Below are 20,183 nucleotides of genomic sequence, written 5' to 3' on the forward strand. Positions count from 1 at the left end.
GCTGCGGCTGCTGCGCCGGTGCACCAGCACCGTGTACTGGTCGTAGACCTGCACCACCTCGTCGCCGGTCTTGCCCTGCTGGCCGATGCCGCAGACGCGGCAGCCCTTCTCGCGCAGGCGCAGCACCAGCGGCGCGAAGTCCGAGTCGGACGAGGCGATGACCACCACGTCGGGCCGCTCGGCGATGGCCAGGTCGATGGCGTCGACGGCCATCGCGATGTCGGTGGAATTCTTGCCGGCCGAGATGTTGACGATCGGCCGGATCGAATGCGCCTTGAACAGCGCGCGGTGCTGCAGCGCCGCCTCGGCGGTGCAGTAGGCCCGCCGCACATGCACCGCACCGTGCACCTCGCGCACATGCTCCACGGCCTGGGCCATCACGTCGGGCGACAGGTTGTCCGCGTCGATGAGCAGCATCACCTTCTTCACGTCGTTCATGCCAGTCTCCAGGCCAGGGTCTCGCCGCCGCGCAGCGGCTTGAGCTGCGCGTCGCCGAAGGGCACGCTGTCGGGCGGCGTCCAGGCCTCGCGCTTCAGGGTGACCGTGCCGCGGTTGCGCGGCAGGCCGTAGAAGGCGGGGCCGTGCACGCTGGCAAAGCCCTCGAGCTTGTCCAGCGCGCCCGCGGCCTCGAAGGCCTCGGCATACAGCTCGAGCGCGCTCATCGCGGTGAAGCAGCCGGCGCCGCAGACCGAGGCCTCCTTCATCACCGATGCGTGCGGCGCGCTGTCGGTGCCGAGGAAGAACTTCGCGCTGCCCGAGGTGGCCGCGACGACCAGCGCCTGGCGGTGCACCTCGCGCTTGAGCACCGGCAGGCAGTAGTAGTGCGGCCGCAGCCCGCCCTGGAAGAGGGCGTTGCGGTTGTACAGCAGGTGGTGCGCGGTGACGGTGGCCGCGGTGTGTGCGTCGGCCTCGGCCACGTACTGCGCGGCCTCCTTCGTCGTGATGTGCTCGAACACCACCTTCAACTCGGGGAAGTCGCGCCGCAACGGCTGCATCACCTGGTCGATGAAGACCGCCTCGCGGTCGAACAGGTCGACCGCCGGGTCGGTGACCTCGCCATGCACCAGCAGCAGCAGGCCCTCGCGCTGCATGGCCTCGAGCGCCGGGTAGGTCTTGCGCAGGTCGGTGACGCCGGCGTCGCTGTGGGTGGTGGCGCCGGCCGGGTAGAGCTTGAGCGCCACCACGCCGGCCGCCTTGGCGCGGGCGATCTCGTCGGGCGCGGTGTGGTCGGTGAGGTACAGCGTCATCAGCGGCGTGAAATCGGCGCGCGCCGGCAGCGCGTCGAGGATGCGCTGGCGATAGGCCACGGCGGCCGCGGCGGTGGTGACCGGCGGCCGCAGGTTGGGCATGACGATCGCGCGGGCGAACTGCCGCGCGGTGTGCGGCAGCACGGCGGCCATCGCGGCGCCATCGCGCAGGTGCAGGTGCCAGTCGTCGGGGCGGGTGATCGTGAGCGTGGAGACCATGGGGCGATTCTGGCATCCGAGGGGAAAGCCCCCCGCTCCGATCCCGGCGGCCCGCGCTCAGTGTTCCTTGCTCAGTGGTCCAAGCTCAGCGCCCGCCGCTCACGCCAGGCGCTGCCACAGGCGCCGCGCCAGCGACACCAGCGCGCGGTCGCTGCCCGCCGGCCCCAGCAGCGACAGGCCGATCGGCGCCTCACTGGCGCCCGGCCACGGCAGGCTCACCTGCGGCAGCCCGGCCAGGCCCGCCACGCAGGTGATGGCCATGGTGCGCAGCCGCACCGCATCGACCTGCGCGGGGTCGGCGTCGCGCCGGGGCGCCAGGCTGGCCGCCGAGGGCAACAGCGCCACGCCGTCGGCACCCAGCCAGGCGCGCACGCGGCCTCGGATGGCCCGGACCTCGGCGTCGGCGCGCGCCGACGTTTCGGCGTCGATGCCGCTGGCGATGGCAAAGCGCCCGGCGATCGCCGGCCCGAAGGTGGGCCGGTGCCGCGTGATCCAGTCGCCGTGGGCGAGCCAGGCCTCGCGGGCACTGTGGGTCGCGTACACCGTGCGCCAGCGCTCCAGCGCATCGCCGGCCGCCACCTCGCTGCGTTGGGGCGACGTGCCGACCAGGGCCGAAAGGTGGGCCAGGGCCGCCGCCAGCGGCGCCTGGAACGGCGCCTCGGCCAGCTGCCACGCATCGGCAGGGCACAGCAGGTGCACCGGCTGCCAGCCGCTGGGCGGCAGCAGCACGTCGGCGACGCGCTCGAAGACCTCGCCGTCATCGGCCAGCCAGGTGACCGTGTCGTACGACGGGCTCAGCGGCACCAGGCCGGCCCGCGGCAGCAAGTCGTGCGTGGTGCGCAGTCCCCACAGACCGCAGTAGCTGGCCGGCACACGCGTGGAGCCGCCGGTGTCGGTGCCCAGGGCGAAGTCGACCAGCCGCGCCGCCGCCGCGGCCGCCGAGCCGCTGGACGAGCCGCCGGTGACGCGGTCGATGGCACGCCGATTGAGCGGCGCGCCGTGGTGGTGGTTGTCGCCGTGCAGGCTGTAGGCCAGCTCGTCGGTGATCACCTTGCCGGCCAGCGTGGCCCCGGCGTCGAGCAGGGTCTGCACGGTGGGATTCGTGGCCGCGGCCGGGCCATGAGTGGCCTGCCAGGTGGGGTTGCCGGCGCCGGTGACATGGCCGGCGACATCGAACAGGTCCTTGGCCGCGAAGCGCAGGCCGGCCAGCGGGCCGGACGGTGCCCCGGGCACGATGAAGCGGCCATGTGGCACCCAGGCGCCGACGCGGTCGTCGATGTCGAAGGCCGGCGCCTCCGCGCGGGCCACATCGATGGGCGCCGCGCTCATGCGAACCACGCTGGGTGGTCCTGCGCCAGTGCGGCGACATGGTCGCAGATGGCCCCGGGGGTGGTGGCCCACACCTGCCCGCCGTCGCGCGCCGCGGCCACGCGCTGCAGCGCGCGGCGCAGGTGGCGCAGGCGGTAGGGCTGGCCGACGATGTAGGGGTGCAGCGCGATGCCCATCACCAGCGGCTGGGTGCGCGACTGCTCGAGCATCTCGTCGAGCTGGTCGACGATGAGCTGCGCGAAATCCTTGCAGTCCATCTGGCGGGTCACGATCATCGGGATGTCGTTGAGCTCCTGCGGGTAGGGCACGGCCCACAGCGGGGCGCCGCTGCGCGTGCGCATCGGCATCGGCTGGTCGTCGTGGCACCAGTTCAGTGTGTAGCGGTAGCCGGTCTCGGCCAGCAGGTCGGGCGTGACGCGGCTCTCCGAGATCCACGGCGACAGCCAGCCGGCCGGCGCCTGGCCGCCCGCGGCCTGCAGGCGCTCGCGGCAGCCCAGCAGCAGCGCGCGCTCGTCGGCCTCGGCCATGTCGCCCTGGCGCTCGGCGTTGGTGTGGCCGTGACCGACCAGTTCGTCGCCGCGCGCGATGCAGGCGGCCACCAGTTCGGGGGCGTGGTCGCAGAGCACGGTGTTGATGAGCGCGGCGGCCGGCAGGCCCAGCTGATCGAAGAGCTCGAGGCAGCGCCAGGCACCGACCCGGTTGCCGTACTCGCGCCACGCGTGGTTCAGCACGTCGGGCTCGGGCGAGGCCGGGCCGAGGCGCGCGCCCAGGCCCTCGCCGAAGGCGAAGTGCTCGAGGTTGAAGCCCAGGTACACCGCCAGCCCGGCGCCGCCGGGCCAGCGGTAGTCGGGCCGCCGGGTGATGGGCCGGTAGTCGAACCGGCCATGGTCGGGCAGCGCACCGCGGTAGGGCGTGGTCATCGTCGCGCCTTCACAGGGTGGCCAGTCCGGCGCGCACCATCAGCCATTCGGCGCTGTCGTTCCAAACCTCCATGCGGGTGATCAGGCCATGCCGCACCACATAGCGGTCGACGTAGCGGTTGCCTTCGAAGGCCGTGCCGTCGGGCCACTCGCCGTACAGGCTGCCCAGGCTGTAGACCACGGTCTCGTCCTCGGTGCCGCCAGCCACGGTCTCGGTGCGTTCCACACGCTTCTTCACCCAGCGGTAGCGCCCCGCGTTGAAGGCCGCACACTCGGCCGGGTCGCTCATCGCCCGGCCACCGGTGAAGCGGATGCGCAGGTCGGGCGCCACCAGGGTGCGCGCGGCGTCGGGGTCCGGGATCATGAGCAGGCGCAGGTACTCGTCGACCACCGCGGCGGCCTTGCACTCGGGTGGGGCGGCGGTGGCGCGGCGGCTGTCGTCGGGCATCGGGTCTCCTGGGGTCGGCACCGCGCCGGGGCGCCGGCGCATCGTCGACGTGAGCAATCGGCGTGCCGACGTCCGACGCGGGCCGGCCAGGCGGACGCAAGACGGACCACGGCGACCAGCGGCCCGCACACAGTGGTTTCGGCCGAGAACTTTGCGGGCAAACCCTTATCCAGCGCGACGCCTGTTCGGCAGTTCATGTGCCCTGTGCATGACCCCATGCTACGTAGAACCGACAAGCTGCGCATGCTTCTTGCCTCCCTATACTCGCCCACGCTTTGCACCGGCCATCCTGGTGCATCGCGTGCAACAGGCCCCACCCGGCCAGCCTCGATGAACCGATCCACCACCCTGGTTCGTTCGCCGGCAGCGGGCCGAGAGCCATCACAGACCAACCGGAGTTGCTGCTTATGAATCACATCACTGCCAAGGCCCTGCTGACCAGCGTTTGCACCACAGCGGTGCTCGGCCTGGCGGCACTGCCCGCCCAAGCGGGCAAGACCATCGAAGCCATCAAGGCCCGCGGCCAGCTGGTCTGCGGTGTCAACGTCGGTCTGGCGGGCTTCTCCGCCGCCGACAGCCAGGGCAACTGGTCCGGTCTCGACGTCGACGTCTGCAAGGCCATCGCCGCGGCCCTGGTCGGCGACGCCACCAAGGTGAAGTACGTGCCGCTGGGCGCGCAGCAGCGCTTCACCGCACTGCAGTCGGGCGAGATCGACATCCTGTCGCGCAACACCACCTGGACGCTCACCCGCGACGCCTCGCTGGGCATGCACTTCACCAACACCACCTACTACGATGGCCAGGGCTTCATGGTGCCGTCCAAGGGCAAGGTCAAGAGCGCCAAGCAGCTGAAGGGCGCCACCGTCTGCGTGCAGTCGGGCACCACCACCGAGAAGAACCTCACCGACTTCTCGCGCGCCAACAAGCTCGACATCAAGCCCGTGGTGTTCGAGAAGGTCGAGGCCGCCACCGGCGCCTACTTCGCCGGCCGCTGCCAGGCCTACACCACCGACGCGTCGGGCCTGGCCTCGGTGCGCAACAAGGAAGCCAAGAACCCGGCCGACCACCTGATCCTGCCCGAGCTGATCTCGAAGGAGCCGCTCGGCCCGAGCGTGCGCCGCGGCGACGACGAGTTCTATGCCATCGCCAAGTGGGTGATCTTTGCGCTGATCGAGGCCGAGGAGTACGGCATCACGCAGGCCAACGTCGACCAGCAGAAGACCAGCACCGACCCGGTGGTGGGCCGCATCCTGGGCACCGCCGAAGACACCGGCAAGCTGCTCGGCCTGGACAAGGAATGGGCCGCCCGCGCCATCAAGGCCGTGGGCAACTATGGCGAGATCTTCGAGCGCAACGTCGGCCCGAAGTCGCCGCTGGGCCTGCCGCGTGGCGTGAACAACCTCTGGAACAAGGGCGGCATCATGTACGCCCCGCCGGTGCGCTGATCGCACGCCACCCTTCGGCCTGAGCCCGGAGCCGCGCCCTCACCCCGATGGTGCGGCTCCAGACTCCCCTCCCCCTGATTCCTCTGCAGCCGCCACCGTGGCAGGTTGAAGGAGCGAAGCCATGACGGCACGAGCCGCCCCCCCCAAGAGACGCGACTGGTCGCTGCGCAGCCGTGCCGTGCGCGGCGTGCTGTACCAGGTGCTGGCCCTCGGCCTGATCGTGATGGCCGTCTGGTTCCTCGCGCACAACACGCTCGAGAACATGCGCGTGCGCGGCATCCAGAGCGGCTTCGACTTCCTGACCAGCCCGGCCGGCTTCGACATCGGCGAGCTGATGATCCCGTACGAGTCGGTCGACCCGTACTGGCGGGCCTTCCTGGTCGGCATCGTCAACACGCTGCGCGTGGCCATCATCGGCATCGTGCTCACCACGGTGCTGGGCACGCTGCTGGGCATCGGCCGCTTCTCCAACAACGCGCTGGTGCGCGGGCTGTGCTATGCCTACGTCGAGCTGTTCCGCAACATCCCGGTGCTGCTGCAACTGCTGGTGTGGTACCTGCTGCTCACCGAGTGGCTGCCCGATCCGGGCGAGCCGCTGTCGCTGTTCGGCCTGTTCTACCTGAGCAAGGGCGGCCTCAACTACCCGGTGCCGGTGTGGGGCCTGGGCCAGGGGCTGGCGGCCATCGGCATGCTGGTGGGCGCGGGCCTCGCATGGGGCTGGGCCTGGCAGGCGCGCAAGCTGTTCGAGCAGACCGGCCAGGTGCGGCCGGTGCTGCTGCCGGCCATCGCGCTGATCCTGGTCTGTGGCGTCGCCGGCTGGGCCCTCGGCGGCGCGCCAGCGGCCTGGAACATCCCCAAGCCGGCCGATGTGTCGGTGGAGGGCGGCAGCGCGCTGACGCCCGAGTTCATCTCGGTGCTGATGGGGCTGGTGTTCTACACCTCCGCCTTCGTGGCCGAGGTGGTGCGCGCGGGCATCCAGTCGGTGCCCCGCGGGCAGTCCGAGGCCTCGGGCGCGCTGGGCCTGTCCAAGGGCAACCAGATGCGCCTGGTGGTGCTGCCGCAGGCACTGCGCGTGATCATCCCGCCGATCACCAATCAGTACCTCAACCTGACCAAGAATTCGTCGCTGGCGGTGGCCATCGGCTACCCCGACCTGGTGTCCATCTCCAACACCGCGATCAACCAGACCGGGCGCGCGGTGGAGTGCATCGCGATCATCATGCTGGTGTACCTGACCACCTCGCTGGCCACCTCGGGCCTGATGAACTGGTACAACCAGCGCGCGGCGATCAAGGAGCGGTGAGTGGCCACGACCCAATCGACCTTCCAGCCGATCGCTCCGCGACCGGCCCCCATCCGCACCGAGGGCCTGGTGCCCTGGGTGCGCCACAATCTGTTCGGCAACCTGCCCAGCGCCGTCGTCACGCTGGCCCTGCTGGCCCTGGCCTTGTGGGTGCTGCCCGGCCTGGTGAACTGGGGCATCACCAAGGCGGTGTTCGCCGCCAACGCCGACCAGTGCCAGGCCGCTCGCGGCATCGGCGCCTGCTGGGGTGTCGTGAACGAGAAGTTCCGCATCATCATCTTCGGCCGCTACCCCTTCGACCAGCAATGGCGCCCCGAAGTGGCCACGATCGCGCTGGTGGCGCTGCTGGTGGCGAGCTGCGTTCGCAGCTTCTGGAAGCCCTGGCTGGTGCTGCTGTGGGTGGCCGTGCTGGCGCTGTTCTTCGTGCTGATGAAGGGCGGCGTGATGGGCCTGTCGCCGGTCGAGACCGACCGCTGGGGCGGCCTGCCGCTGACCATCATGCTGGCCACGCTGTCGATCGTCTTCGCCTTCCCGCTGTCGGTGGCGGTGGCGCTGGGCCGGCGCAGCAAGATGCCGGCGATCAAGACCATCTGCGTGATCTACGTCGAGCTGATCCGCGGCGTGCCGCTGATCAGCGTGCTGTTCATGGCCAGCTTCATGTTCCCGCTGTTCATGCCGCCGGGCACCAGCATCGACGTGCTGCTGCGCGTGCTGGTGGGCATCACGCTGTTCGCTGCGGCCTACATGGCCGAGATCGTGCGCGGCGGCCTGCAGGCCATCCCCAAGGGCCAGCAGGAAGCGGCCGACACGCTGGGACTCACCTACTGGCAGGCCCAGCGCAAGATCATCCTGCCGCAGGCGCTGGCGCTGGTGGTGCCGGGCGTCATGAACAACTTCATCTCGATCTTCAAGGACACCTCGCTGGTGACCATCGTCAGCCTCTACGAGCTGACCGGCGCGATGGGCCTGGCGCTCAACTCCGACAGCAACTGGCGGCCGTTCAAGATCGAGGCCTACCTGTTCATCGCGGCCATCTACTTTGCGTTCTGCTTCTCGATGTCCCGCTACAGCCTGTGGATCGAGAAGCGGCTGTCGTTGAGCAAAAACCGTTGACCGTCGAAGGAATCGAACACATGTCTGACGCCATCATCACCTTCGACAAGGTCAACAAGTGGTACGGCAACAACTTCCACGTGTTGCGCGACATCGACCTGTCGGTCGCCAAGGGCGAGCGCATCGTCATCTGCGGGCCTTCGGGCTCGGGCAAGTCCACGCTGATCCGCTGCATCAACCGGCTCGAAGAGCATCAACAGGGCACGCTGAAGGTCGACGGCGTCGAGCTCACCGATGACGTGAAGGCCATCGAGGCCATCCGCAAGAACGTCGGCATGGTGTTCCAGCAGTTCAACCTGTTCCCTCACCTCACGGTGCTGGAGAACCTGACGCTGGCGCCGATGTGGGTGGGCAAGATGCCCAAGAAAGACGCCGAGGAGCGCGCGATGCAGCAGCTCAAGCGGGTGCGCATCGCCGAGCAGGCGAGCAAGTACCCGCTGCAGTTGTCGGGCGGCCAGCAGCAGCGCGTGGCCATCGCCCGGGCGCTGTGCCTCACGCCCAAGATCATGCTGTTCGACGAGCCCACCTCGGCACTCGACCCCGAGATGATCAAGGAAGTGCTCGACGTGATGATCGAACTGGCCAACGGCGGCATCACCATGCTGTGCGTCACCCACGAGATGGGCTTCGCCAAGGCGGTGGCCAACCGCGTGATCTTCATGGACCAGGGCCAGATCGTAGAGCAGAACGAGCCGCACGCGTTCTTCGACAACCCGCAGAGCGACCGCACCAAGGACTTCCTGTCGAAGATCCTGGGGCACTGACGGTCCTGCCGTCGGGGTGAGCCTCCCGGCCCGGCGGACCGGCGAGCGACCGGGTCGAGTCGCATCGGGCCGCCTCGCACCCCCGGCGGCCCCGACCGCCGGACGACTTTCGACCGCCGGTTGCGACATGACCATCAGTCATGGCCTCGCTGAAGCCGTCGACCTAAGCTCGCGGCCACGGAGGTACCCCTCATGGCTGCGATGACACCCGACGAGATGAAGGCCTTCCAGGCCCTGTTCCAGGAGGCCGCCCAGACACTGCCCCAACGGGTGCTGGGCGGGCGCCAGCTGGTGTGGAAGCAGGGCGCGTTCGCGTCCGCGATTCAGACGCTGCGCGCCGCGAAGCATGCGCTGGAGGACGAGATCGGCCGCGCCCCGCTGGGCGGCGGCAGCGCGCCGGCCTGGCAGCCTGCGAAGCCCTCGCAGCACGGCCGCAGCGGCGTGGTGATGGGTGCCCACCGCCAGACGAACAAGGGCCCGGGCGGCCTGCTGTCGGACCTGGCGACCGCCGCCAAGCGCCAGGGCGTGCACACCGACGGCCTGGCGCTGCTGATCGAAGGCGCCAAGTCCGGTGTCGAACTGCGCTCGCTCGACCCGAGCAAGGTGCTGCCCACCGGCGACGTCGGCTTCTACCCCGACCTCGAGCCGCAGCAGGAGTTCGCGATCAAGGCCTTCGCCGACATCCTGAAATCCAGCGGTGTGTTCGACGAGGCCATGGTGGGCAGCGCGTCCGAGATGGCCACCGAAATCGCCGGCTGCCTGCCGATCCTGGGCGCGGTGACGAACCTCGGCTCGGGCGTGGTCAACGGCATCAAGGCTGCCAGCCGGGCCTGGGACATCCGCAAGCTCGACAAGATGGCGGTGATCGTGACGCCCGGCAACCCGACCGCGGCCCTCGGCGCGGTGCGCGTGCTGTACGAGCGCAAGCGCACCGAGTTCGCGCTGATCGCCGCGATGGACGGCGCCGCTGGCGGGATGCAGCTCACGGGCCTGTTCGTCGACCTGGGCGCGGCCACTGGGCCGGCGCTGGGCATCGCCAAGGCGGCGCTCAAGCTGGCCCATGCGATCTTCCTGTCGCTGCGCAACTTCCACGACTTCCGCAAGGCCAACAAGGTGCTGCTGGCCAACGGGCCGTTCGACGCCAGCCTCGTCGGCGCCTGCCCCATCCTCGGCTGCTACCTGATCACCGAGGCCGAGGACAGCACGCTGATGGCCTTCCTCGGCGCCGGCACCCTGCCCCCCAACTGGATCGACCTGGTGGCGCAGCGCAAGAACGACATCGAGACCCTGGTGCGCTTGGCCAACCTGTGCCAGCGCGAGGCGCCGTTCGCGCTGCGCGGCTACGAGAACCGCTTCGGCGCGCCGGCGCCCAGGCTGAAGGGTGAGCATTTCCTAGACTTCCGCATGCACAAGGGCGCGCAGCGCGCCGCGCACGAGGCCAACATGATTCTGAAGCGCGACCCGCGCGGCCTGCGCTTCTTCAGCAAGCACCTGCTGTCACGCATCGGCCTCTGACGGTATCTGCGCAGCTGCCGGCGCGTGCCGCCGCCGCACCAGCCGCCCGAGCGCGTGCACCGCGTCGTCGACGAAGGTGAAGACCACCGGGATCACCAGCAGGCTGAGGAAGGTGCTGGTGATCAGTCCGCCGATCACGACGATGGCCATCGGCGCGCGAAAGCTCGGGTCGGCGCCGAAGCCCAGCGCGATCGGCAGCATGCCGGCGCCCATGGCCAGCGTGGTCATCACGATCGGGCGCGCGCGCTTCATGCACGCATCGATCAGCGCGTCCCAGCGCGACAGGCCGTGGTCGCGGCGGGCCATCACCACGTAGTCCACCAGCAGGATCGAGTTCTTGGTGGCGATGCCCATCAGCATGATCATGCCGATCATCGACGGCATCGACAGCGCCGTGCCGGTGAGGTAAAGCGCCAGGAACGCGCCCGGCAACGACAGCACCAGCGCGGCCAGGATGGTGACCGGCTGCACGAAGTCCTTGAACAGCAGCACCAGCACCGCGTAGATGCACAGCACGCCGGCGGCCATCGCCAGGCCGAAGCCGCTGAACAGGTCGGCCATGGCCTCGGCATCGCCGACGGCGGCGCGGCTGACGCCCGGCGGCAGGTTGGCGACGGCCGGCAGCGCCAGCGCGCGCTGCTCCACCTCGCCCAGCGGCACGCCGTTGAGCTCGACCTCGAAGCTGACGTTGCGGCGCCGGTCGAAGCGGTCGAGCTGCGCCGGACCGGACTCGAGGCTCAGCGTGGCGACATTGCCCAGGCGCACCGGACCGCGCGCGCCCGGCACCGGCAGGCGCGCCAGCAGGTCGAGGTCGCCGCGCGCCTCGGCCGGCAGCCGCACCACCATCGGCACCTGGCGTAGCGGCAGGTTGAGCTTGGCCAGCCCGGCGTCGAAGTCGCCGGCGGTGGCGATGCGCAGCGTGTCGGCAATGGCCGCCGAGGTGACGCCCTGGTCGGCCATGCGCGCGTCGTCGGGCCGCACGATCAACTCCGGCCGCTGCAGCCCGGCCGAGGACGTGACGGCGCCGATGCCGGGGATGGTGCGCAGCTCACGCTCCACCTGCACGGCGTGGCTGGCCAGCACGCGGCCGTCGTCGCCCGACAGCATCAGCACGAACTTCTCCGACGAGGCGCCCAGCCCCACGCGCAGACGGGCGCCCGGCACCGCGGTCAGGGCCTCGCGAAGCTGGGCCTCGATGGCCTGCTTGGTCAGGCCCGGCCGGTCGCGTCGATGCGTCATGTTGATGGTGAGCACGGCCTTGCGCACGTCGCCCAGGCCCTTGGCCGCGAAGGGGTCGGCGCCCGAGCTGCCGCCGCCGATGGCGGTGTAGACCATCAGCACGTTGGGGTTGGCCTGGACCACCTGGCGGGCGGCCTCGGCCACGCTGCGCGTCTGCGCCAGCGTCGAGCCCGGCGCCAGCGTCACGTGCACCTGGGTCTGCGACAGGTCGTCCGGCGGGATGAAGCCGGTGGACAGCAGCGGCACCAGCGCGAACGAGCCGACGAAGAAGGCCGCGGTGGCCACCACCGTCCACCACCGGTGGCGCAGGCAGGCCGCCGCCCACCGTCCGTACCACTGCAGCCAGCGCGGCACCACCTCGGCCTGCGGCAGCGCATGCAGCAGGTAGGCGGCCATCATCGGCGTGAGCAGTCGCGCCACCGCCAGCGAGGCGAACACCGCGATCGCCGCCGTCCAGCCGAACTGCACGAAGAAGCGGCCGACGATGCCGCTCATGAAGGCTGTGGGCAGGAACACCGCGATCAGCGTGAAGGTGGTGGCGATGACGGCCATGCCGATCTCGTCGGCCGCCTCCATCGCCGCGACGAAGGGCGTCTTGCCGGCGCGCAGGTGGCGCATGATGTTCTCGATCTCGACGATGGCGTCGTCCACCAGGATGCCCACCACCAGCGACAGCGAGATCAGCGTCACGCCGTTGAGTGTGAAGCCCAGCAGCCACATCGCCGCGAAGGTGGGGATGGCCGACAGCGGCAGCGCTGCCGCCGCCACCAGCGTGGCCCGCCAGTCGCGCAGGAACAGCCACACCACCAGCACCGCCAGCACGGCACCCTCGAGCATCAGCATCATCGAGCCGTCGAAGCCCTCCTTCACCGGGTCGATGAAGTTGAAGGCCTCGGTGACGGTGATGTCCGGATGCCTCAACTTCATCGCGGCGATGGCCTCGCGCACCCCTTGCGCCACGTCCAGCTCGCCGGCGCCGCGGCTTCGGGTGATCTCAAAGGCCACCACTGGCTGGCCGTTGAGCTGCGCCAGCGAGCGCGGCTCGGCCACCGTGTCCATCACCGAGGCCACCTGGTCCAGGCGGATGCGGCGGCCGTCGCCCAGCGCGATCTCGAGGTGGCGCAGCTCGTCGGCCGAGGCCACGGTGCCGATCAGGCGCATCGACTGCTCGGCGCCGCCCACGTCGGCGCGGCCGCCCGAGGCGTCTTGCTGCACCTGGCGCAGCTGGCGCGAGATGTCGGCGGCGCTGGCGTTGAGCGCCAGCAGCCGGGCCGGGTCGAGCTCGATGCGCACCTCGCGCGTGACGCCGCCCACCCGCGTGACCGCGCCCACGCCGCGCACCGCCAGCAGCGCACGCGAGACTTCCTGGTCGACGAACCAGCTCAGGCCTTCGTCGTCCATGCGCGACGAGGCCACGGTGTACGTGAGGATCGGCGAGCCGGCCAGGTCGGACCGGTCGACCACCGGGTCGCGCAGGTCGCCCGGCAGGTCGCTGCGCACGCGCGAGACGGCCGAACGCACGTCGTCCATCGCCTCCTGCACCGGCTTCTCGAGCTGGAACTCGGCGGTGATCAGCACCATGCCGTCGGTGATGGTGGTGTACAGGTGCTTGAGGCCCTGCACGGTGGCGATCGAGTTCTCGATCTTGCGCGCCACCTCGGTCTCGAGCTGGCCCGGCGCAGCGCCCGGCAGCGAGGCCGTGACGATGACCATCGGCAGGTCGACGTCGGGGAAGTTCTGCACCTTCATCGCGCGGAAGGCCAGCAGGCCCGCCAGCGTGAGCAGCATGAACAGCAGGATCGCCGGGATCGGGTTGCGGATCGACCAGGCGGAGACGTTCATGGCGCCGCCTTGCCCGCGGCGACGACCTTGACCAGGTCACCGTCGGCCAGGAAGGCCGCGCCCGAGGCCACCACGCGGGCGTCGGCGGCCAGCCCGGCCGTCAGCTCCACCTGGTCGCCGTTGCGGCGTCCGACGGTCACCTTGGTCAGCGTGACGCGCTGGTCGGCGCCCACGCGCATGACGCTGGCGTAGCCGTCGCGCAGCACCACCGCGGTCTGCGGCAGCGTGAGGCCCGAAGCCCGGCCGACGTCGATCTCGCCGCGCGCGAACATGCCCGGCCGCGCATCGCTGCCGGGCTGCAGGTCGACCAGCACCTGGCCGTTGCGCGTCTGCGCGTCCACCGTGGGCGCCACCACGCGCACCGTGCCCTTGCCCACCTGGCCCGAGGGCGTGGTCAGCGTGGCCGGCATGCCGGGCTTCACCCGCGCCAGGTCGGCGGCCGGCACCTCGGCGCGCCATTCGAGCCGGCCGCGGCGGATCAGCCGGAACAGCTCCTGCCCCGGCTGCGCCACGGCGCCTTCGAGCGCGGTGCGGGCCGAGACGATGCCGTCGTCGGGGGCGACGATGCGGGCCTGCGCCAGCCGCAACCGGTCAGCGGCCAGGCGCGCCTCGAACGAGGCCACGCGGGCCTTCGCGGTCTGTTCGGCGGTGAGGATCTGGGCCGTCTGCTGCAGGCTCAGCACCCCGGTGGGGGCCAGCTCGCGCGCGCGATCGGCGTTGCCCGTGGCCTCGGCCAGCACGGCCTTGGCCTCGACCAGCCCGGCGCGGGTCTGCGCCATGTCGGCCTCGAGCATGTCGGTGGACAGGCGCGCGAGCAACTGGCCGCGCCTGACCGTGTCGCCCACCTGCGCGGCCACCTCGACCAGCCGCCAGCCGCTGGCCTCGGCGCCGACCACCACCTCCTGCCAGGCCGCGATGCTGCCCGAGGCCGACAGGCGCAGCGGCCACTCGACCCGCTGCGGCGAGACGACGGTGACGGTGAGCGCAGGCCGGACCGCCGCGGCCGACGCCGCCTGGCCGTGGGCCAGGGGCCATGCCGCCAACAGGCCGCCGAGGGCCAGCAGGGTGCGCGCGATCCGCGGGGGCCACGTTCGCGCCGCGCCGGGGGTCAGACTCGTCATCGGGATTCCTGAACTCAAACAGGCCCGGCACGCCGCACGACCTGCCGGGCCATCGCGCCAGCCCGGGAGGGCAGGCGCACGGCGCGACCCGTCGCCCGCGCACCGCGCCGACCGGGGAGCGGCGATCTTGCCATGCCGTGGCAGCCAGGGCGCCCGCGCCACCATGTCCCGCGCGCCTGCCGGCGGGTGGCGCCCGGCCATTCCCCTCTTCTACGCAGGGTGGCGAATCGACAGGCCTGGGCAGACGGACGTCATCCTGCGAAAGTTGCGCGTTCGCCGACGCCACACCCACCCCCGAGGAGATCGATCATGAAGCACCTGCTTGCCGCCGTCGCCACCGCCGCCACCCTGCTGGCCGCACCCGCAGCGCATGCCGACCTGGTGCGGTATGCCGCCCTGCTGGCGCCCGAAGTGGCCGGCGCCACCGGCAGCGGGTTCGTGACGGTCGACTACGACACCGTCGCCAACACCCTGCTGATCCAGGCCAGCTGGAGCGGGCTGACCGGCGTCACCACGGTGTCGCACATCCACTGCTGCACTGCGGTCGCCGAGACCGCCACGGTGGGCGTGGCCGTGACGCCGGGCACCTTGCCCGGATTCCCCGGCGTGGGCAGCAGCACCCCGGGCGTCTCTGAGGGCAGCTACACCTCGCCCCTGATCGACCTCAACCTCGCCTCGTCGTTCACGGCCGCGTTCGTCAACAACTTCGCCGGCGGTGTCCTGGGCAATGCCGACGACGCACTGATCGCCGGCTTCAACTCCGGCAAGGCCTACTTCAACATCCACAGCGACCGTTTCCCGGCGGGCGAGATCCGCGGCTTCCTGCAGGTCCCCGAGCCCTCGAGCCTGGCCCTGGTGCTGATGCCACTGCTGGCGCTCGGCGCGACGGCCCGCCGCCGCAAGCAGGCCTGAGGCCGCGCGCCCCCGGGGCCGGCGCGGGCGCCGGCCCTATTCGCGCCCCAGTTCCATCAGCAGGCGGCTGACAAGGTAAAGGCGCGGCACGATGGTGTCGAGTTCGATGTACTCGTCGCGGGCGTGGTAGCCCGCCCCGGGCAGGCCCAGGCTCTCGAGCACGGCCGCCTTGCCCGATCGCCCGGCAAAGCCGGCATCGGTGCCGCCGCCGGTGATCGGGTGCAGTGCCAGCTTGCGGCCATCGAGTTCGGCGTAGATGGCCTGCGCCCGCTTGGCGATGGCGGTGGTGCGTGCGTCCCCCACGAACGGCGGACGGCCGATGTCGAGCTTCAGGCTCACCTCGGTGTCGGGCACGCGCTTGGACTCGGCCACCTTGGCGCGCAGCGCGTCGAGCAGCTTGTCCGCCGCATCGCCGCGGGTCAGGCGCACGTCGGCGCCGGCGGTGGCCAGCTCGGGGATCTGGTTGCGGGTCTTGCCGGTGTCGAAGGTGGTCCAGTTGAGCTGGGCGCCGGGCACTCCCTTGGCCACGTCCTGCGTCTGCAGCACCTGGTGGGCCAGCTCGACCAGCGCGTTGCGCCCGAGCTGCGGCGCGGCGCCGGCGTGCGCGGCGCGGCCCTTCACCTGCATCGTCGCGGTGGCGGTGCCGGCGGCATTGAGCAGCACGCCTTCGCCCTGCGGCGTGGTGGTGGCCGCGGTCGGCTCGAACGACAGCACGGTGTCGTGCTCGGCGCCCAGCGCCGCGATCATCTCGCCCGAGCCGGGTGAGCCCGATTCCTCGTCGCCGTTGAACATCAGCGTGAGCTGGGCATAGTCGCGCCAGCCCGACCGGTGCAGCAGCTCCACCGCATGCAGGATGAGGGCCACGCCGGCCTTGTCGTCGGCGATGCCGGGCCCGTAGAGCCGATTGCCGTCCTGCTTGATCGGCTGGCTGGTGATCGTGCCCGGCCAGTACACGGTGTCGAGGTGGCCGATGAGCATGAAGCGGCGCTTGCCGCTGCCGCTGAAGCGCGCCACCAGCACGTCGCTGTTGCCGGCCGTGGTCTTGCGACGCTCGACCGTGGCCCCCAGGGCCTTCAGGCGGCGCTCGACGTCGTCGGCCATCAGCGCCAGGCCCTTCGCGTCCATCGTGCCGGACTCGATGGCCACCATCTCGCGCAGGGTGGCCACCAGGGCCGGCTGGGCCGCGCGGGCGGCGGCCAGCAGCGTGTCGTCGGCCGCCACGGCCGGTGCGGGCAAGGCCGCCAGGGCCGACAGGGTCAGGGCGAGGCAGGCGGTGCGTGGGCTCATCGAGGGGGGTGCTCCGGGTCGGCGAAAGGGCCAACCCGCAGTCTGCGCCGACGGCGATCGGCGGGCCAGCGGGGCTTCCCGAACCGCTTGCTCAGGCCACCACCGAGCCCATGCCTTGCGAAGTTCCCGAGGACCGCTCGCTGTCGAGCAGGCGCTGCACCTGCTCGATCGGCAGGGGCCTGCCGAACAGGAAGCCCTGCATCTCGCCGCAGTGGATGCCGCGGAAGAAGTCGGCCTGGGCCTCGGTCTCCACGCCCTCGGCCACCACGATGATGCCCAGCGCCCGGGCCAGCTCGGTGATGGAGCGTGCCACGGCGCGGTCGCGCGCATTGGTGGCGATGTCGGTGACGAAGCTGCGGTCGATCTTCAGGTAGTCCACCGCGAAATGGCGCAGGTAGTTGAGCGCCGAGTAGCCGGTGCCGAAGTCGTCGATGGCGATGCGCACGCCGAGCGCCTTGAGCGCCTCGATGGTGGCACGGGCCGGGTCGGGCTGGCCGATCAGCAGCGATTCGGTCAGCTCGAGCTCGACCAGCGCTGGCGGCACGCCGCTGTCGGACAGCACGCGCTCGACCATCGGCACGAAGCCCGGGGACTGGAACTGCACCGACGACACGTTGACCGACACCCGCAGCGCCGGCACGCCCGCATCCAGCCAGCGGCGGATCTGCGTGCAGGCGCTGCGCAGCACCCACTCGCCGACGATGGTCATCATGCCGGTGTCTTCCATCACGCCGATGAACTCGCCCGGCAGCACCAGGCCGCGCGAGGGGCTGTGCCAGCGCATCAGCGCCTCCAGCGCCACCACGCGCTGGGTGGCCGTGTCGAGCCGCGGCTGGTAGTGCAGGCTGAACTCGCCCTCGCGGAAGCCCTTCTGCAGGTCGGTCTCGAGCGTCAGCCGCTGCATGGCGCGGCGGTTCATCTCGGCGCGATAGAAGGCATGCGTGCCGCGGCCGGCATCCTTGGCGCTGTACATCGCGGCGTCGGCGTTCTTCAGCACCGTGTCGGCGTCTTCTCCGTCGCCGGGGTAGACGGCAATGCCGATGGTCGCGCCGACGACGAGTTCGTGCTCGTGCACACGCACCGGCCGGGCCACCGCCTCGAGGATGCGCCGCGCCACGTGGGTGGCGTCCTCTGGTGCCTCGATGTGCGCGAGGATGGCGGTGAACTCGTCACCGCCCATGCGGAACAGCAGGTCGCTGTCCCGCAGGCAACCGCGGATGCGGGCGGACACCGCCTTGAGCAGCGCATCGCCGGCATCGTGGCCTAGGCTGTCGTTGACGATCTTGAAGCGGTCGAGGTCGATGAACATCAGCGCGCCGGTGTGGCCGTGCCGGGTCGAGGCCGAGATGGCCTCGCTCAGGCGTTCGGCGAAGTAGGCGCGGTTGGGCAGGCCGGTGAGGGCGTCGTGGTAGGCCTGGTGCCGCACCTCTTCCTCGCGCGCAGCGCGCTCGCGCTCCTGCCGGGAGATGATGCCATCGGCCTTGCGCACGACCATGAACAGGAACAGGTAGAGCGTCGACAGCGCGCCCACCACTGCCGCGGCCACCTGCCACTGCGCGGTGGACTGGCGTTGCAGCAGGTCGGTCACGTCGGAGTACACCTCGACGACGCCTTCGGCGGCACCGCCCGGCGTCGGCCGCAGCGGCACGTAGGAGGCGATCAGGTTGCGCTTGTTGAGCACGCCCTCGAAGGCATCGAACCGTTCGCGGTAGGTGATGTGGCTGGCCACGGTGCCCGACAGTGCAGCGCGGAAGCCGTCGTTGTCGCGCTTGTTCTCGCCGATCTGGCCTTCGTCGGACGAGAACACCGTGAGGCCGTCGACGTTGTAGACCTTGATCTTGGCCACGCTCAGGCCACTGACCCGGGTCAGCACGTCGGTGCGCAGGGCCGCCAGGCGGGGGTCGGCCAGCAGATCGGCGCGGGTGCGCCCGACCGAACCGATGACAAAGTCCCCGTACTGGCCCCACAGCGTGTTGGCCAGGGCGCGAGTGAGGTCGGCATTGGCCCGGCCCTCATGGTCGACCAGGTGCCGCTCGGTGAGCGTCCGGTAGACCCCGATCAGGACGATGGTCACCAGCACCAGGCCCACCAAGCTGGTGATCGAGAAATACCGTGTGAGCCGGAACGGCGGGCTTCGCCGCATCGGGCCAGGCGACAACCCCGGATGTGCAGCCATGGGCGCTTCCATAGGGAACGATCCAGGTGTATCGGACAGTTCGCAGGCTATCTGAAGGCCCCACCTGCACTTCTAGACATAGGTCAAGCCCACGCCACGGGCAGCGTGCTGGATTGCCGCCGCGGGCGTGAAATCGGCGGATTGCTTATGCTCCGCATCCCATCCCCCAAAACACCCGAGGAGACCCGATGAAGCGTTCCACCACCGCACTCGCCGCCGTCCTGAGCCTGGCGGCTCTGGCCGCCGGCTGCACGTCGATGGGCCAGTCGTCCACGATGTCGTTCTTCGTCACCAGTGTCGGCTCGGGCAAGGGCGCCGACCTGGGGGGCCTGGAAGGCGCCGACGCGCACTGCAACACGCTGGCCAAGTCCGCTGGATCGCCGCTGGCGAACTGGCGCGCCTACCTCAGCACCACCGCCCCCGGCGGCGACGCCGGCGTCAATGCCCGCGACCGCATCGGCAAGGGCCCGTGGGTCAACGCCAAGGGCGAGGTCATCGCCCGCAACCCGGACGACCTGCACTCGGCATCGGCCAACCTCACCAAGCAGACCGCGCTGACCGAGAAGGGCGCCGTGGTCAGCGGTCGGGGCGACACGGTCAACACGCACGACATCCTCACCGGCTCCGACCCGTCGGGCAACTACTCCACCGCCGGCGGCGACACCACCTGCGGCAACTGGACCAAGAGCGGCGAGGGCTCGGCCATCGTCGGCCACCACGACCGCATCGGCCTGAAGGACAGCTGGCACATGAAGTCGTGGAACTCCTCGCACGGCTCGCGCGGGTGCAGCCAGGACGCGCTGAAGTCCTCGGGCGGCGCCGGCCTGTTCTACTGCTTCGCCGCCAACTGACGCCCACGCCGGCCGCTGCCCGGCGGCCGGCTCTGCCGGCAGTGGGCGCGGCGGTCGGTCAATGGCGCGAGAACAAGTCGCGCAGCTTGCACAGCGTGGTCGTGATGTCGAAGCGCGTGTCGGGCAAGGCCTCGCCGGCCAGGACGGCCGACAGCGCGCGCTGCGGGTCGGTCTCGCCGGTGAGCAGCACCTGGGCGCCCCAGCCCGCCATGTGGCGCTTGAAGCCGTCGCCCGCGCTGGCCGCCACCATCACCTCGACACCGTGCAGCGGGTGCGGCCCGTCGTCCCTGAAGTGATGCGGCAGTTGCTGCTCGCTGAGCATCAACGGCGTGGCCGGCGGCACCGGGGTGCCCGGCTGGCAGTCGAACAGCAGCCAGTGCCGGGCCTGGCCCGCATGGCCGCTGACCTGGGTGGCGTCGGCGTTGACAGCGATGGCGATCTTCATGGCGGCT

General features: G+C 70.8%; 17 protein-coding genes. 7 read left to right on the forward strand and 10 right to left on the reverse strand.

Annotated features, from left to right (window positions below; genetic code table 11):
- From EOINJALH_RS10535 to EOINJALH_RS10555, 5 genes are all read right to left on the reverse strand, one after another.
- A partial coding sequence (locus EOINJALH_RS10535) for an NYN domain-containing protein (RefSeq protein ID WP_144289964.1) occupies positions 1–438 on the reverse strand: 438 nt, incomplete at its 3' end.
- Positions 435–1,466, reverse strand: coding sequence for a dihydroorotase (gene pyrC / locus EOINJALH_RS10540; protein ID WP_088280317.1), 1,032 nt, complete (start codon positions 1,464–1,466; stop codon positions 435–437). The genes pyrC and EOINJALH_RS10535, both read right to left, overlap by 4 nt.
- A gap of 99 nt (positions 1,467–1,565) precedes the next feature.
- On the reverse strand, positions 1,566–2,795 hold the full coding sequence (locus tag EOINJALH_RS10545; RefSeq protein WP_088280318.1) for an amidase: 1,230 nt from the start codon (positions 2,793–2,795) through the stop codon (positions 1,566–1,568).
- On the reverse strand, positions 2,792–3,715 hold the full coding sequence (locus EOINJALH_RS10550; RefSeq protein ID WP_088280319.1) for a polysaccharide deacetylase family protein: 924 nt from the start codon (positions 3,713–3,715) through the stop codon (positions 2,792–2,794). The genes EOINJALH_RS10545 and EOINJALH_RS10550 overlap by 4 nt, the downstream gene beginning before the upstream one ends.
- Before the next feature lie 10 nt (positions 3,716–3,725).
- On the reverse strand, positions 3,726–4,163 hold the full coding sequence (locus tag EOINJALH_RS10555) for a nuclear transport factor 2 family protein (protein WP_088280320.1): 438 nt from the start codon (positions 4,161–4,163) through the stop codon (positions 3,726–3,728).
- 407 nt (positions 4,164–4,570) lie between these two features.
- On the opposite strand from EOINJALH_RS10555, the gene EOINJALH_RS10560 reads away from it, so the two are divergent.
- From EOINJALH_RS10560 to EOINJALH_RS10580, 5 genes are all read left to right on the forward strand, one after another.
- Complete coding sequence (locus EOINJALH_RS10560; RefSeq protein WP_088280321.1) at positions 4,571–5,608, forward strand: amino acid ABC transporter substrate-binding protein; 1,038 nt, start codon at positions 4,571–4,573, stop codon at positions 5,606–5,608.
- A gap of 121 nt (positions 5,609–5,729) precedes the next feature.
- Positions 5,730–6,911 (forward strand): amino acid ABC transporter permease, encoded by a 1,182-nt coding sequence (locus EOINJALH_RS10565; RefSeq protein ID WP_088280322.1) that lies wholly within the window; start codon positions 5,730–5,732, stop codon positions 6,909–6,911.
- Positions 6,912–8,024: an amino acid ABC transporter permease gene (locus EOINJALH_RS10570; RefSeq protein WP_088280323.1), complete on the forward strand. Its 1,113-nt coding sequence runs from the start codon at positions 6,912–6,914 to the stop codon at positions 8,022–8,024.
- Positions 8,025–8,044: 20 nt separating this feature from the next.
- Entirely contained in the window at positions 8,045–8,788 is a 744-nt protein-coding gene (locus EOINJALH_RS10575; protein ID WP_088280324.1) for an amino acid ABC transporter ATP-binding protein, read from the forward strand.
- A gap of 192 nt (positions 8,789–8,980) precedes the next feature.
- Complete coding sequence (locus EOINJALH_RS10580; protein ID WP_088280325.1) at positions 8,981–10,303, forward strand: hypothetical protein; 1,323 nt, start codon at positions 8,981–8,983, stop codon at positions 10,301–10,303.
- Here EOINJALH_RS10580 and EOINJALH_RS10585 read toward each other — a convergent pair.
- Together EOINJALH_RS10585 and EOINJALH_RS10590 are read right to left on the reverse strand one after the other, a co-directional pair.
- Positions 10,286–13,384 (reverse strand): efflux RND transporter permease subunit, encoded by a 3,099-nt coding sequence (locus EOINJALH_RS10585; RefSeq protein ID WP_088280326.1) that lies wholly within the window; start codon positions 13,382–13,384, stop codon positions 10,286–10,288. The genes EOINJALH_RS10580 and EOINJALH_RS10585 overlap by 18 nt on opposite strands.
- Positions 13,381–14,505 carry an efflux RND transporter periplasmic adaptor subunit gene (locus EOINJALH_RS10590; protein WP_088280327.1) on the reverse strand — a complete coding sequence of 375 codons (1,125 nt, stop codon included), beginning with the start codon at positions 14,503–14,505 and terminating at the stop codon, positions 13,381–13,383. The genes EOINJALH_RS10585 and EOINJALH_RS10590 overlap by 4 nt, the downstream gene beginning before the upstream one ends.
- A gap of 309 nt (positions 14,506–14,814) precedes the next feature.
- Between EOINJALH_RS10590 and EOINJALH_RS10595 the strand changes: the two genes are divergently transcribed.
- Entirely contained in the window at positions 14,815–15,417 is a 603-nt protein-coding gene (locus EOINJALH_RS10595; protein ID WP_158219715.1) for a CHRD domain-containing protein, read from the forward strand.
- A gap of 36 nt (positions 15,418–15,453) precedes the next feature.
- Here EOINJALH_RS10595 and EOINJALH_RS10600 read toward each other — a convergent pair whose 3' ends face one another.
- Both EOINJALH_RS10600 and EOINJALH_RS10605 read right to left on the reverse strand, forming a co-directional pair.
- A complete protein-coding gene (locus tag EOINJALH_RS10600) occupies positions 15,454–16,704 on the reverse strand; it encodes a glutamate carboxypeptidase (RefSeq protein ID WP_088280329.1) in 1,251 nt (416 codons plus the stop codon).
- A 91-nt stretch (positions 16,705–16,795) separates the two neighbouring features.
- The gene (locus EOINJALH_RS10605; protein WP_158219716.1) at positions 16,796–18,880 is read right to left on the reverse strand and encodes a bifunctional diguanylate cyclase/phosphodiesterase; all 2,085 of its coding nucleotides are present in this window, start codon (positions 18,878–18,880) and stop codon (positions 16,796–16,798) included.
- A 188-nt stretch (positions 18,881–19,068) separates the two neighbouring features.
- Here EOINJALH_RS10605 and EOINJALH_RS10610 point away from each other — a divergent pair, with 188 nt between their 5' ends.
- Entirely contained in the window at positions 19,069–19,731 is a 663-nt protein-coding gene (locus EOINJALH_RS10610; RefSeq protein WP_088280331.1) for a hypothetical protein, read from the forward strand.
- 58 nt (positions 19,732–19,789) lie between these two features.
- On the opposite strand, the gene EOINJALH_RS10615 is transcribed toward EOINJALH_RS10610, so the two are convergent.
- Positions 19,790–20,176 (reverse strand): hypothetical protein, encoded by a 387-nt coding sequence (locus EOINJALH_RS10615; RefSeq protein WP_088280332.1) that lies wholly within the window; start codon positions 20,174–20,176, stop codon positions 19,790–19,792.
- Between the last annotated feature and the right edge of the window lie 7 nt (positions 20,177–20,183).

Source organism: Ideonella sp. A 288, assembly GCF_002198735.1.
In the GTDB taxonomy this organism is placed as follows: Bacteria; Pseudomonadota; Gammaproteobacteria; order Burkholderiales; family Burkholderiaceae_C; genus Pseudaquabacterium.